This window comes from Nocardia sp. NPDC004654, assembly GCF_040609595.1.
Lineage (GTDB): Bacteria > Actinomycetota > Actinomycetes > Mycobacteriales > Mycobacteriaceae > Nocardia.
The window spans coordinates 1-14,128 of sequence record NZ_JBEXKI010000002.1; the positions used below are offsets into that span (position 1 = coordinate 1).

Genomic DNA, 14,128 nt, shown 5'->3' on the forward strand with positions numbered 1-14,128 from the left:
CACCTGGACGAGAAGGTCGCTCGCATTCACGTCGAGGCGCTCGGCGGCACGCTGACCAAGCTCACCAAGGACCAGGCCGAGTACATCGGCGTCGATGTCGAGGGCCCCTACAAGCCGGACCACTACCGGTACTGAGCCCCCGCTGAGACTCGACCAACCTTGACCCACATCCTCGCTGTTATGGCTTAGCTACATGAAGTCTCGATCCGATACTGCCGAAGTTCTTGGCAGGACCGACATCGAGACCGCCGCGATCGTCAAGATGTAAGCCAGGATCCTGATGGGGCCGGCCGGTGACCCGCCCGACCGAACCGCGCTGGGCCCTGACGCGAGGCCAACGATGACCAGTCACCCGGCGTGGCACCAACTTGACCCTCCCCACGCTTACCCCACGCTTTGAACGGGAAAAGTTGGGAAACGCCGGGAACAGTCGGGACAGGCGATGGTCCTACTATCCCAGGTAGCGGGATGTTTCGGGACCCAGTGGGAAGCGCGAGACATCATGAACCCCTGAGTGGGGGTCAGGGGTTCGAGTCCCCTTAGCTCCACTCGAACAAAAAGCCAGGTCCGGCGAAATTACGGACCTGGCTTTCGTCGTTCGCGAACCTCTCACGAGCACCGTTGACGACACGACCGACGACAGTTCGGATCGCGGTGTCGTCGGCCGAGGTGCCGAACAGGGCATCCATCGAATCAAGCCGCCTGCGGCGACGACTCGCAACGGGTCTTGCTCGTACCTCACCGCCCCGGCGCGTCGGCACGTCGGCGGCGCGCACGCGCTATCAGCAGGCGGCCGGACTCCTGACAGCTCAGGCAGCATCGACCCGAGCCGATGACGAGGCCCGATCACGGGCCCCGACCGGAATTGCTGCACGGAACTCCCGAGCCCGAATCGGCCGGCATCCGCCCGATCGACGGCCACCAGCGCACCGACTCCCATACGGTGCTGCCGCACGAGCTCCGCTTGCATGCCTCATAGACCAGTCTGCCGGACCTACGTACCCGTGCACCCAGTGTTATCCGGTCAGTCGGAGCGCTTGGATCTTCTGCCTGATCACCAAGCCGCTCAACAGGTGTGAGTGAATTGCTGAACGCAAGCCGGGGGGAGGTCGGTGGTTGCCGCGAGCATTTGCCACGTGGCCCGGGCCGTGGTGTGACCTACGCTTCTGCGGTGCCCAAGCTCATGCTGTCCAACCCTCACTCAGACAACACGCTCGTGGTCTGGCTCGAACCGTATGGCGAGGACTACTGGATGAATCCAGGCGATGAGCTCACCTTTGACTTCGCAGATGCCGACTACTCCGAGACCGTGATCGGCAAGGACAACGGGGCTTCCTTGTGTCGTGGCTGAATGAGGGCTTAGTGGTCTGGCCAGCCGCCCGTCACGGCTGCACTGTTCGCGATCGATCGGGCGCCGAGCTCGACTGCGGTCACCAGCGCCCAGCGCATGTTGATCTTGCCTGGCGAGAAGCTGGGAATTTCGGCACACGCTTTCAGCGTCCCGCTCGGGCAGTGCAATCTGCGTGATCACACCCGACCAGGAGAGGCTGCTCTCGCGACGAAGGTGGTTGGTGAGAAGCCACTCGCGAAAGCCATCCAGTCCTCGACCTCCAGACCGACGTGCGGCGTAGTCGTAACCGTCCAGGAAGCACGTCACACCACGAACGGTAGTGAAACCGATGAACGCGCCTGGGCGCGCTGCGAACTGCAGGAGGTACTCGCGCTCGGTCAGGTTGTTCGGGTCCAACGGCTTCCACCCTCTGGTGCGCCCCCACCCGGCGAAGTGTGCATCGAGGCCCGCAGGTTTCTCCACTTCGCCACTCCACCATGTCGACGGCGACCGCGCATGAACGAGCTCACCTGTGCCAGTCCCGGCCGTGCCCTATTCGTGCCCCGAGCCAGGGTCGACGGGGGGTAAATCTGGGTACCTCACGCGAAACCGCCAGCCCAGGTCAGAGTGTTATTCCTGCCTATCCGTCTGCTTCCCAGGCAATGGATTCGGTAGCGCTGCGGTGCCCTTCAACGGTAGGCCGATCGTGTCTCGCCGACTGCCCGTCACCCGACGAGGGCCGTACAGCGCCTCGCGCAGCGTGCCACCGATCTTTCGCTGCAATCCACGCAAGATTTTGATCGTCTCCGCATCGGAGAACCCTGTGGTGATTGACCAGTCCGTACCTGACCCGAAGACGTCGCTGGCAAAAGCGAACTCGGTGGCGATCACCGTCCGCCGCCAGTCCTTCGCACTCATTGGCTCGCCATCGATCAGCAGCGGCCGCAGTCGACGCCCCTCCTCGAACAGGTCTTCCACGTTCCGGAAGCCCATCGCGGCCGCGAGTGCGTCGGTACATCTGGCGGGGCCGCCCCATTCACGCAGCCCACAGCTCAATACCTCCCGCTCCATATCCAATAGTTCGATCGACACCAGATGATCCGAATCCACCAGCGCATCATGCCCCACCAGCAACGATTGAGTTGAGGGCCTGACCTGTTTTGTCGTATCCGGCCCCGCGTTCACCCCCGTTGTGGCTAGATCCTGTTTGCCGACGCAATCTACGCGGTCGTGTGTGCCAGTGTGTCCACCGAGACCAGACCGGCGGATTCGGTAGCAAATCGCCTTGACCAGCCCTCGTGGATGACGAGGACCTCGTCGGCGTCTCCGGCGAGCGGTTCGGCGCTCTGCCGCCAACCGGCCGGGACCAGCGCTTGCGGCTTCTGTCCGGCGGGTACGTCACCGCCAAGCATGTAGTGCTCGGCGGCTGGCTGTTGTCCGTTGCCTCCGAGGGTTGGGCTGAGTAAGAAACCGGTTATGCCACAGCGACATTCCGTCGAATAGCACTCGATGCCAAACGGATCGCTCGCCCGGAGTACGTAGTACTCAACCCATATGTGCGCGGTTGCGCAGCGGGGAACCCGTCGCCGGGATCGCCTGGGAGACAGGCGTATCGGAAGCCGGCGGTAGTCAACCTATTGGCGGGAAATCGGCGGCTCGGATGTTCGTGGTCCGGCTAGGTTACGCCGGTGGCGCAGATCCAAGGCTGGTGTGATGACCGATTCGGCGCGGTCGCCGAAGCGCTGGCGGCCTCGCTGGACTCCGATGATGGCGGCGCGGCGGCGGCGGTGTTCGTCGACGGTGCGCCGGTGGTCGATATCTGGGGCGGATACGCCGACGCCGCCGGCACCGTCGCGTGGGAGCGCGACACCATCGTCACCGTGTGGTCGACGACGTCCGGTCCGATGTGTTGGCCGGTAATCGGTTCGGCGGCCTCGGTCCGCGGTAGGCATCCAACATCACACCGCAGTCCGATTCCATGTCATACCAGAGGGTTACGGGCAACGAGAATTCGGCCGATAGCTTCGGGATATCGAAATCGGCCCCGCTCCCGACGTCGACCGATCGACATCGTCGGCGGACGGAGGTGGCGTCTCCGACTCAGCTCTCAGGAAGATCTATGACGACATCTGCCTTGTCCCCCGAGTCCTCTCCACGGTCACCGCAGCGCGGCGGCGGCGGTGATTACGCCCGTCTGTTGCGCCGGATCTCCGAGGCGGGACTGATGAACCGGCGTCCCCTCTACTACGTCGTCCGGCTCAGCCTCGTCGGGGTCGCGTTCGCAGCCGGCTGGGCGGCGTTCGTCCTCGTCGGCGATTCGTGGTGGACGCTGCTGGTCGCGGGGTTCATGGCCGTGACGTTCGCTCAAATCGCACTCGTCATGCATGATGTCGCGCACCGCCAGGTTTTCCGGCTACGGCAACCGACGGAGCTCATGGGACGACTCGTCGGCAACGCCGGCATCGGCCTGGGCTACGGCTGGTGGCAGGACAAGCACACCCGGCATCACGCCAACCCGAACCACGAGGAACTCGACCCCGACGTCGCGCCCGACATTCTTGTCTGGTCACAACAGCAGGCACGGTCCAGCCGCGGTCTGCCTCGACTCATCGGGAGGGCGCAGGCGTTCCTGTTCTTTCCCCTTCTGTTGCTGGAGGGCCTGAACCTCCATGTGGCCGGTGTACGTGCGCTCAGAAATCGATCGGTCGACCACCGCGGATTGGAGGGCGCACTGCTGTTCGGCCACTTCGCCATCTACCTGGTCGCACTGTTCGCGGTTCTGCCCGCCGACAAAGCCTTCGCGTTCCTTGCTGTCCACCAAGGCCTGTTCGGCCTGTACATGGGCTGCATCTTCGCCCCGAACCACAAGGGCATGCCAACCTTGACCGGCGCCGACCGCCCCGACTACCTCCGTCGCCAAGTGCTGACCTCCCGCAACGTGCGGGGTGGCGCGTTGACCGACCTCGCCCTCGGCGGGCTCAACTATCAGATCGAGCATCATTTGTTCCCGAGCATGCCGACGCCGAACCTGCGTCATGCCCAGGTGATCGTCCGCGACTACTGCACCGAAATCGGCGTGCCCTACCACGAAACCGGTCTGATCTCCTCTTACCGCGAGGCGCTGAGACACCTGCACCACGTCGGCGCTCCTCTGCGTACTCCCGATCGGCACCCGGATGCTGCAGTGCCACAACGCAATCCGGGTGAAAGGACGTCATCGATGAAACCGGTTCAGTGCTCGACAGGCTCGACCGAGCCGTAGATGACGATCTCGGCCTTGGCCGTCGCGGCGAGAACGATGAATCGCTCGAGCTTGTCCGAAGGCAGGAAACCCAGCACCAGTCCATCCGCGCCGGTGAAGACGCCGATCAACGCGGTATCGACCGCACGACAGCGATCGGCCAACAACCGCAGGTAAGGCTGAAGATCGGTCTCGCTGTTCCAGGATCCGATATCGTCGTCGCACTGGTCCCAGTACCAGGCCAGTCCTTCCGGACAGGTGGGCATCAGCTCCAGGCGGCGGCGAATCGTGTCGGGATCAGCGACAACGCGAAGAAAGTAGGTCAAGGCGCTCTCGATGCCGTCGAACAACGCCTCTATCAGCGCATCTTCGGGATCGAACGCTGACCACAACGCATTCTCGAGGACGTACGCCAATCTGCCACGAGCCTTCTCGACATCGGGTGCGAGCAGCTCGACGAGGTCGATGAGCGCCGCCCGTTGCGCCGCACCGATGCGCGCGCTTCGGAACCTGTCGCGAGGCCGAGGAACAAAGTCGATGATCACTACATAGCCACGGTCGTCCCCGTCGAGGTCATCGAGCACCCAACTGTCCTCGGGCCGAATCCGATAGAACGCGAACTTGCCGTTGGTTTCGTCGACCTTGATGATGCACCGCAACGGAATGGGCGTGCTCAGCTCACCGGCCAGCCGTCCGACCTCCCGAGCCAACGCGATCCCTTGCCTGAGCAGTGTCCGCTGCGCGTCGACGCCGACGATCGGCCCGTCGGCATACGTGTAGTCGACGGACACAAAGTCTTCCAGGTGGAAGTCGTTGTGCCAGTGCTCCCAATCGTAGAGGTCGACCAAACGTCCCGGTGCGTCGTCAGCGTCCGCGGGAATCGGGGCCCAGGACACCACCTCGCCGCGACTTTCGATCCCGCCGTCCACCCAGGTACGCAAACCGGAGGCCAAGCCCTCCTCTGGATCCAGACCACCGAAGCCGTCCCGCACACCGAGCAGTCTCGCCGCTCGGTCGTTCATCTGCACCGTAAGCACAACCCAAGCTATCGCTCATACCGACATCGAATTGCGTTGCCGCACAGGCCCGGAGCGCTTGAGCGGCGTCAGTCTTCCGTCTCCATATGCGATTCCATGCGCGCCAGAATGTGGTCGATCTGTTCGCGCACCCACTCGGTGAGGCCGTCGCTGCTCATCGCGGTGGCGACCGGGGCCGGGTGGTCCAGGGGCATGACGTAGCGGCCGTCGTCGGGGAGGTCGCGCCAGAGCATGCCTGCTTCGATCCGGCCGCGTGGGCCGTACTTGGAACGGCCCTGCAGGACCTTGACGATGCCGGTGCTCACCGCGGGAGTCGCGAAGAAGGCGTCGCTGCTGATCGTGTCGTCGTCTGTGTCGTCGTTGTCCATGACGCCGGACGACGGGCCCTGGTGAACGATCGTGGGTTCCGAGGTCGGCAGGGTGAGCTGGATGTCGTCCAGATTGCCCGCATTGCATTTGGGCAGCAGTCCGAGCACGGTATCGGCCAGGGCATGCGGGTCGCATTCGACAGCGTCGAAACCACCCGCGTGCATGAGGGTTTCACCGGGGCGCTGGGTGATGACGTACCCGCGGGCGCGTTGCCGGACGGCATGCACCCGAGTGCGCGCTTCGGGGTTGTCGAAATCCTGGTCGTCCCAGGCGTGCGCCACGATGAAGATGTCAGGTCGGGCGATGGCGCTCGCCATGGCGTCCAGGTCGTGGTCGAACCGTCCCCGCAACCGCTGCTGGACCTCGGACTTCTCCCGCTCGTAGTCGTCCGCCAGCCGGGTGCGGCTGGTGAAGACGAACGGGGCGGGCAGTTCGCCTTGCCGCACTTCCTCGCACAGCAGGTTGAACTCGAGGTCGGTGAACTTCCAGGTTCGGCTCACAAGTCGATCACCGGCTTCACTCGGTCTGGCACGGCGCCGATGCCGTCGTTCAGATGCGCTTTGGACTTCAGGTACTTGGCCGGCTTTTGCGCGGTATCGCCCTGCCCACCGCCCGCGCCGGGGGCGCCGGCCGGACCCATCATCGGGGGACCTCCCATCCCGTGCGAGCCCTGGCTCGCCGCCGCTGTGGCCGGATAGGGCGGGTGTTCGGCGCCGGGCAGCGACGCGCGCGGAAACGCACGTGCCTGCTGGTAAGGATGCTCGGAGAAACCAGCTGGGCTGCCCACACCACCGGAACCGGTGCTGCCGCCGCCCGCGCCGGACGCCGGATCGACCGGCAGATCGCCCACGGCGGCGGCGAGTGCGGCCGGGTCGAAGCGGCGCAGCATCTCGTGCAACTGGTCCGCGCCGGGCAGGGTGGCACCGAGTTGACCGAGCGACTCCAGTCCCTGGGTGAGCGCCATACCGATCTGGCCGAGGAAGTCCCTGCCCGCCTGGGCGAACGACGCCGGGCCGCCGTCGGCGCCCGCAGTCGGACCGGACAGCCCGGCCACGGAGGACGACTGGCCCGGCACGCCGGCACGCCAGGCCGAGTGGTCACTCGTGCCGGTCGCGGCCGCCAGCGCCTTCTCGTCCAGTGCGTGCGGCAGGTTGTCCAGCACCGACCGCACTTGCGCCGGGTCGAGACCGGTGCGCTTCGCCAGTTCGTCGACGTCGGCCGCCTCCGGGATGTTCTTCAGCACCGAGCGCACCTGTTCCGGGGAGAGGCCGCTCTTCGTGGACAGGGTGTTCTCGTTCAGCAGCTTCGGCAGTTCGCCGAGCATCGAACGCACCTGGGCCGGATCGGCGCCGGTGGCCTTGGCGAGCGCGTCCTCCAGCGCGCTCGCGCCGGATCCACCCGTCCCCGATGACCCACTGCCCGTTCCACCGCCGCCGGACGATCTGCCCTTCGCACCGTTGGGCAGCGGAGTGCCCTTCGCGCCGTTGGGCAGCGGAGCAGACCCGAGCGACGGGACGCTTGGCATGCTGGTGCCGCTGCCTCCCGAGGGGGAGCCGGACGACGACTCGCCGGGAAAGCTGCTGCGCGGGAACGGATTCCCCGAACTCGACGGGCGCGTCTGCGTCCCGCCGCCGTCCAGTGAACCAGCGCCGGACGAACCGACCGGGGTCGCCGCACCGCGGGCGCCGGCCGCGGCAGACTCGGCCTTCTGCTGCGCGGCTTCGTAGCCGGGTGGGAGCTGCCCCTGCGACCTGGAACCCGCGCTGCTGCCGCCACCGCCCTTGGCGCCGTTGGGCAGCGGGGCACTCGCGCCCGACCCCGTGCCGCCCGACCCCGTGCCGCCCGATCCCGTGCCGCGCGATTCGGCGCCCTGCGATCCGACGCTGTCAGGGCGTGGGCTTGTGCCGGAATCCGCTGTGCCGTAACCGGACTGGCTCGCCGGGACGACCTGCCCGTAGCCCGGCTGTTGCCTCGGATCCGGCTGCTGGTTCCCGTAGCCGTCCTGGTTGTTGCCATACTGGCCGTTGCCGTACTGGCCATTGCCCTGCTGGTCGTTCCCGGGCTGGTTCTGCCCCTGACCACCCTGCGGCGCCGGTTGGGCGATCGGACCGTTCACCACGGGCATCACCGAGACGGTGTTCTTCATGCCCTCGCCGTAGTGCTTCTGCCACTCGTCGCGGTACCGGCGGGTCACCTTGCCCGGGCAACAGTCACCGGGATCGGGACTGGAGGGCATGCTGAGCCTGGTCAGGTGCAGCCACTGCGCGCTGTAGTCCAGGTTCTGGCTCATCGCGATCATCGAGGTGGCCAGCGGTTGCACGCCCTCGGAGTAGTTCTCGATCGCCGCGGCCGCCGCGGCCGCGCCCTGCCCCTCCCATGACTCGGTGCCGGTGTTGATGGCGTTCACGAACGTGTTGAGCTTGCCGAGCAGGTCGGTGGCCATGCTGTGCCAGGTGCCCGCGGCGGCCAGCACCGGAGCCGGGTCGAGATCGCGGCCCAGCTCGTACAATTCGCTGAAGGCGAGGCTGTCCTTGTTCTCGACGTTGGCGGTGACGCCCGGATCCTTCTCGCCCTGGTAGTCCTTCAGCGAGGCGGGGAAGCTCTCCGCGTCGGCACGCTGGATGTGTGGCTTGCCGTCCTTGCCCTTCCATGCGAATCCGCCGTTCGGCTTGTCGAACTCGGCGTCCGGCCCGCCCGGCTTGCGTGCGCCGGGAGTGTAGGTGCTGGCCTCGGTCGGCATCTTCAGGTTGTCGAGCGCCTTGAAGTCGCTCTCGGACTCACCCTCGGCGTTCGCGTACGCCTTGCCCGCCGCGATGTAGGTCTCGCCCATGTCCGTGACGATGTCGGCGTGATCTTCGAGGATCGTTCGCAGCCGGTTTCCTTTGGTGGTGAACGCCATCGCCAACTGCGTGCCGGAGGTGAGCGTGCCGATCGGCGCGAAATTGTCGAGGCGCAGGTCTGTCACGGCCGCGGCCATGCCGAGCAGGTCGTCGACCAGATCGGCGCAGGCCCGAGCGGCGGCCAGCGCGTCGGCCGTGTCGAACTTCAGATACCCGGCCTGCGCCTGGTTCTTCAGGCCCGACCACGTGCCTGGTTCGAGAGCCATCCCGTTCACCCTTCTTGTCGCGCGGGCGCACCGCGTGCGCCGCGTCAGTCGTCGTTGTCGGCCACCACGGACCGGGGCGCGCGGGCGCCGGAATCGTCATCTACGGGCCAGCGGCTCGGGTCCGGCAGAATCAGCGGCGGTGGCGGCGCCGTCGGCATGAGCGAGCCCAGATCCGGTGCGCCCTCGATGATCTCGGAGAGTTTCGGCAGGGCGTTCTTGCGTTCCAACAGCGGGCGCATGAGCTCTCGGCTGCGCTCGGCCGCCTTCGCGGCAGCGGCCTGCACCGCAGCGGTGACGTTCTCCGCGATCTCCTCGAGGGTCAGATCCAGGACGTCGTCGGCGAACTTGGTGTCGATCAGGATGCCGTCGGCGTTCACCGTGACCTCGATGCGCTGATCGCACACGCGCACCGTCTCGGTGAGCCGCGAACGCCGCTGCTGCAGTTCGGCGATGCCGCGGAACTGCTCGCCGAGACCCTCCACCAGCGTCGCCATGTCGGCGCGCAGGCGTTCGTTGACGGTGGGCTGCCCCGTCACGGCGTCGGCTTCCCGAACTGGCCGGCGTTGCCGGAGTCGGTAGCGGCCAAGGCGTCCGCGGCATCGCGCTGCCCGGTCGCCATGTCGCCCAACGTGGTCGCGGCGCCGATGGCGCCCTCGATCAGGTTGTCCCGCGCCGCCTTGTAGCCCTTGTCGCCGTCGAAGAACTTGTGGCCGCGCTTGTCATCACCCCACGGCATGACGGTGCCGTCGGACTCGATACCGCTGAGGGTGTTGCGCAGCTTCTCGGCGACCCCCGTGGTGTCGTTCGACAGCTCCCGGGTCAGATCCGAGGCGTGGCGCAGTTTGTGAGGATCGACCTCCAACTGGTCCGCGGCCATGGCATTTCCTCCTGTGTCGTCGGGTTACGGAGTGAACGGGACGTCGACCTGCTCACCGGCGTTCGCGAGTGGGGCATTCCGCGCGTCTGTGGTCGGCAACCACTGCTCTCCCGAGGAGCCACTCGACGATGGCGCGGAGTACGGGCCCGGCAGCGGTTCCACCCACGGCCACTGCTTCGGCCGCGGCTTGCCGCGCACGTCCTTGCCCTCGCCCAGGAACGGTTCGCTGTGGTGTGTGGCGATCGGGTTTCCGTTGCTGCTCCCGCCATTCGCGCCGGTCACCCCAGCACCGGATGGGAGCGGGGGTCGCTGCGCACCGCCCGAGCCGGACGGAGGCGGTGGGGTCCAGCCGCCGTCGACCGAGGACGACCACGAGGTCGGGGGTTGGTGGGTGCGGGCGTCGTGGTAGATCGTGCGGCCCGAGCTACTGCTCGAACTGCTTCCGGCGCTGTGGAACGAACTCGCGGCGTCGTAGTAGACGCTGTTGCCCGAGGCGCTGCTGTGCGAGGACGACGGCCGGTGCGACGAGCCCGCGTGCACCGGCTGGACCGAGGACGACACGCTCGCGTCGGAAACGCTGGACGGCCGGGAACTCGACCCGCTGGACGAACCGTCGCTCACCGGTGGCCGGGGCGCCGCATTGCCGGAATTCGGTTTCGGCATCCAGACGTAGGAGCGAATGTCGCCGTGCCCCGGCGGAATCGGCTTGCCGATGGCGAAACCGCCGCGCGCACCGCCCACCACCGCACCCCGCGTGGCACCGCCGACCCAGCCGGGCCCGGAGGCGAACGACGAGAAGTCTCTGGTCACCGCGCCCACGGCCAGGTTGCCGAAGGCGGTGCCGACCACACCGGAGGCGCCACCGATCACCGCGCCACGACCGACCCGGCCCGGGATGTTGTTCAATTGCTTGCCCGCGACCTTGTCGATACCGTGCCCGAGATAGCGCCCGAATTCGCGCCCGGGCACCACGCCCGCGACACCGGCGAGGATGGACAGCCCGAACTCCGTGCCGTTGAAGTGCCGTCGTTTGCCCGCCGCGAGCTGACCGACCTGCACCGAGCCGTTGATGGTCCCGACGATGGCGGTCGCCTCGATGGCCCGCGCACCGTAGACGCCCCAGCCCTTCGCGGTGGGAAAGACCGGCCGCAGCCGCGCGGCTTGGGTCCAGAAGTGCCGCTTGGCGGTCGAAGCGCCCAGGCGCGCAGCGAGATTGGTGATCGCCTTCTGCACGAAGTCCTCGAATACCTTCAGGAAGGAGCGCGTGGTGGTGATCGCGGCCGCCTCCACCGCGGGAGCGGTGGGCGGAAAGAGCCAGGCCCACAGGATCTCCAGCGCCAGCCAGGCCAGCGTCACGATGACGGTGATCTTGGTGGCCTGGATTTCGGTGCCCATGTCGAACGTGCTGTCGCCGACGGTGCTCATGAAGTTCGCCAGCGCCTCGATGGAGTGCTCACCGGTGCGCAGCGCGTCGTAGCGGGCGCCCATGGCGGTACCGCCCTCGCCCTGCCCATAGGCGTCGATGGTGGCCTGTTTCGCCGCGTCGACATCGGCGAGCAAGGCCGTCAGCTCCGCGCTCGCCGTCTTCCATGCCTCCGACACCGCCCATGCGACGTCCTCGTCGCCCTCCGGCCAGGTGGTTCCGGCCACCCAGGCCAGCCACTGCAACCCCTCGGGCATGTGAATGGTCATCGCTGCACCGCGGCTCCGCACCGCACCGTCGGATTGCTCACCGCAGCTCTCCTCTCGGCGTCCGATGTCGTGGGATTAGAACGCAGACAACTTAATTCGCGATGACGGGCAAACGAATTCGCCGCACCGGCGCCGTTCGCTCCCGAGTGGTAGCGTGCGGGCCCCATCGAGGAGGTGCCGCCTTTCATGACCGCAGCAGAGGATTCGCTCCCCGCCGTTTCCGAGTCACCGCTCGCCGACGCGGCGAGCCGCCGGATCGCCGCGGAATTGAGCGCGCTCGCCCCGCCGGGCTGGCACGAGATGCATGCGGTGTTCGCGCTCACCGCCGTATCGGAGCTGGCGTCGGTCTTCTTCACCGACGAGCACGGCCATCCGGCCCAGGTGTTGCCCTCCGAGGAGGTGCTGGCACTGGTCCGGCGACACCGCGAGGCGTCGGCCGCCCTGCCCGGCGGCCCGTGGTGGCGTTACCTGGTGACGGCGTCGGCGTCCGGCGAGGTCGGCGCCGAGCCCGACTTCGGCGCCGAGCCCTTCCCGGATGACCACCTCTTCCCGCCGGAGGTGTATCGGGCCGACCTGGAGGCGTTTCCGCGGGCGCGGCTCCCGATCTGGTTGGCGGCCCATATCGGGCACGAGAACCGGCAGTCCCGGCCCACCGAGCAGGCGGGGGCACTGGCCCGGACCGCCACGCTCACCCCGGAAATCGAGACGACATTGCCCGCGCTGCCGTTGCTGGCGATGCGCTGGGCGGCGATCGCCGCGGCGTTCGTGGCGGCCGGATCTCCGTGGGGGCCACGGGTGCTGCCCGCGCTCGGCCTGTTCGAGGGCGCCGAGCGCAGCGGTTCCTCGCTGTGGCTGGTCCCCGGCGACCGCGCGGTGCTCTCCGGCGGAGTATGGAACGACCCGGTGCTGGACGCGGTCTACAACGCCGGCGCTCCCATGCCGGATCTCTACGCGGGCGCGCCGGGGTGGGTGGCGAACCCGCTGCTCAACCCGCGCGCCGGGTCCGGGTTGCTCTCCTTCTGCTACTGGTGGGAGGGCGGCCACTGGTATCGCGGCGCCGCACCGCCCGCGAGCGAGGTCGCGGCCGCGATTCCCGGGGTATGGACCAGGGAGAGCGCAGCCGACATCGTGGCGTCGCTCGCGGAGGAATCGGGCGTCGAAACGCGGGACGGGGCAATGGAACTGGTGCTGGCCGCGGAGCACGGCGCGGCCGAGCGCGCACTGCTGGTGCGGCTTTTCGGTGAGCGCGAGGACGTGGACGGCGCGCTACACCAGCTGGTCATGGCGGGCGCGGCGGACTGAAGGTGCGGTAACCCACCTCGTTGCTCGAACTGAGTAGATCGCCCTGACAAGAGATCCGCGCGCTCGACAGAATCGCCGCTGGCCTCCGGGCGCGGGTTCGCGTCGGGTCTCGGCGCGTTCTACGCTCGGCGCACAGTAATGTGTCCTGTTCGCGCCCAACGCGATTCGACGAGAGCGACCCCGGATTCGTCGGGCTTGCCGGATCTGGACGGGCCGGTTCCGCCGTGACCAGCGCGCGTCGGCGACCTCCACGTGGCGTGGCAGCGCTCGTCACGAAGAGCTCGTGTGTGCGGCCGAGGTCGCGTATGCGCCGGTAGCATCGAGATGCTCGGACGACTCCGATGTCGAGGTCGCTTCGCAACCATGCTGCCAGTACGGCTTCGGTGCCCGGATGATCACCGACCCAGGGTCGAATTGCTTGGTAGGCAGCATATTTCGAGATATTAGGACGCTTCGACCGATCGGTCAAATATGTGGCGCTGCGAGCCGCGGGGCCCGCTGCGGAGCAGGGCACCTGATGACGCTCAGGTCGGCCCAGGGCGATGCGCATCGTCGCGGGTGCGGCTGGTCACCCACTCGGGTGTCGACTGCCGCCGCGAGTCGTTCGATCCGCTCGGTCCGGGCATTGCGAACACGCGGCGCGTCTTCGGTTCGGGTAACCGACGAGATGCTCTCGGACGGTTGACAAGCTCGAGACCGTACAAATACTGTTCGGTAACCATGAATCCTGTGCCGTCGTACGAAATTCCGAGAGGGATCGTTGTGCCAATCCACATCGCCATAGTGTAGGTGCGACGTACGCACCTTGTTCGGGCACTATCCCCTCTAACGCGCGCCGCAATCCTCTGGCATGCCCTGTAGCGCTTCTGTTTCCAGCGTCGCTCGCTGACTCGATTGCTCTACCGAGCACCGACGACACCGCTAGGTCCAGTCTGACCTGCGTCGTTTCGTCGTGGCTTGGGCTGTCCGTGGAAGTTGCTCCGCATTATTGTGGACGATGCTCCGTTTTATTCGGGGCCCTTCGCCGACCCTCGACAACGTCGAAATCGGTTATGTCGAAGCATGAACGGTCCAAGCCGGAACTGCCTCGAGAAATCTTAATGCAATCTTTGGTTTAACCGTGAATCAATCGTGACGGGGGGTCACAGCGTGCACTGAGGAAGGATGGTCAGAG

The 14,128-nt window shown here is 66.8% G+C and carries 13 protein-coding genes; 6 read left to right on the forward strand and 7 right to left on the reverse strand.

The annotated features are described in order from the left end of the window. Positions 1 to 135: adenosylhomocysteinase (locus ABZV58_RS05850; RefSeq protein WP_354999815.1), on the forward strand; the 135-nt coding region annotated here is incomplete at its 5' end. A gap of 1,036 nt (positions 136 to 1,171) precedes the next feature. Then, positions 1,172 to 1,351 (forward strand): hypothetical protein, encoded by a 180-nt coding sequence (locus tag ABZV58_RS05855; protein WP_354999058.1) that lies wholly within the window; start codon positions 1,172 to 1,174, stop codon positions 1,349 to 1,351. 609 nt (positions 1,352 to 1,960) lie between these two features. On the opposite strand, the gene ABZV58_RS05860 is transcribed toward ABZV58_RS05855, so the two are convergent. After that, the gene (locus ABZV58_RS05860; protein ID WP_354999059.1) at positions 1,961 to 2,515 is read right to left on the reverse strand and encodes a hypothetical protein; all 555 of its coding nucleotides are present in this window, start codon (positions 2,513 to 2,515) and stop codon (positions 1,961 to 1,963) included. Between the two features lie 113 nt (positions 2,516 to 2,628). On the opposite strand from ABZV58_RS05860, the gene ABZV58_RS05865 reads away from it, so the two are divergent. The 3 genes from ABZV58_RS05865 (at position 2,629) to ABZV58_RS05875 (ending at position 4,592) form a co-directional block, all read left to right on the forward strand. Continuing rightward, the gene (locus ABZV58_RS05865) at positions 2,629 to 2,796 is read left to right on the forward strand and encodes a hypothetical protein (protein WP_354999060.1); all 168 of its coding nucleotides are present in this window, start codon (positions 2,629 to 2,631) and stop codon (positions 2,794 to 2,796) included. Positions 2,797 to 3,018: 222 nt separating this feature from the next. Further along, positions 3,019 to 3,453 carry a serine hydrolase gene (locus tag ABZV58_RS05870; protein ID WP_354999061.1) on the forward strand — a complete coding sequence of 145 codons (435 nt, stop codon included), beginning with the start codon at positions 3,019 to 3,021 and terminating at the stop codon, positions 3,451 to 3,453. Between the two features lie 74 nt (positions 3,454 to 3,527). Continuing rightward, positions 3,528 to 4,592, forward strand: coding sequence for an acyl-CoA desaturase (locus tag ABZV58_RS05875; RefSeq protein ID WP_354999062.1), 1,065 nt, complete (start codon positions 3,528 to 3,530; stop codon positions 4,590 to 4,592). Here the strand turns inward: ABZV58_RS05875 and ABZV58_RS05880 are convergent. From ABZV58_RS05880 to ABZV58_RS05905, 6 genes are all read right to left on the reverse strand, one after another. Then, positions 4,562 to 5,500, reverse strand: a complete 939-nt coding sequence (locus tag ABZV58_RS05880; RefSeq protein WP_354999063.1) for a hypothetical protein — start codon at positions 5,498 to 5,500, stop codon at positions 4,562 to 4,564. The genes ABZV58_RS05875 and ABZV58_RS05880 overlap by 31 nt on opposite strands. Positions 5,501 to 5,676: 176 nt before the next feature. Then, positions 5,677 to 6,477: an ESX secretion-associated protein EspG gene (locus ABZV58_RS05885; RefSeq protein WP_354999064.1), complete on the reverse strand. Its 801-nt coding sequence runs from the start codon at positions 6,475 to 6,477 to the stop codon at positions 5,677 to 5,679. Beyond that, on the reverse strand, positions 6,474 to 9,083 hold the full coding sequence (locus ABZV58_RS05890; RefSeq protein ID WP_354999065.1) for a hypothetical protein: 2,610 nt from the start codon (positions 9,081 to 9,083) through the stop codon (positions 6,474 to 6,476). The genes ABZV58_RS05885 and ABZV58_RS05890 overlap by 4 nt, the downstream gene beginning before the upstream one ends. Before the next feature lie 44 nt (positions 9,084 to 9,127). Then, positions 9,128 to 9,619, reverse strand: a complete 492-nt coding sequence (locus ABZV58_RS05895) for a YbaB/EbfC family nucleoid-associated protein (RefSeq protein WP_354999066.1) — start codon at positions 9,617 to 9,619, stop codon at positions 9,128 to 9,130. Beyond that, positions 9,616 to 9,960: a hypothetical protein gene (locus ABZV58_RS05900; RefSeq protein ID WP_354999067.1), complete on the reverse strand. Its 345-nt coding sequence runs from the start codon at positions 9,958 to 9,960 to the stop codon at positions 9,616 to 9,618. The genes ABZV58_RS05895 and ABZV58_RS05900 overlap by 4 nt, the downstream gene beginning before the upstream one ends. 24 nt (positions 9,961 to 9,984) lie before the next feature. Continuing rightward, entirely contained in the window at positions 9,985 to 11,652 is a 1,668-nt protein-coding gene (locus tag ABZV58_RS05905) for a hypothetical protein (protein WP_354999068.1), read from the reverse strand. Between the two features lie 186 nt (positions 11,653 to 11,838). On the opposite strand from ABZV58_RS05905, the gene ABZV58_RS05910 reads away from it, so the two are divergent. Further along, positions 11,839 to 12,954 carry a hypothetical protein gene (locus tag ABZV58_RS05910; RefSeq protein ID WP_354999069.1) on the forward strand — a complete coding sequence of 372 codons (1,116 nt, stop codon included), beginning with the start codon at positions 11,839 to 11,841 and terminating at the stop codon, positions 12,952 to 12,954. Positions 12,955 to 14,128 lie beyond the last annotated feature (1,174 nt).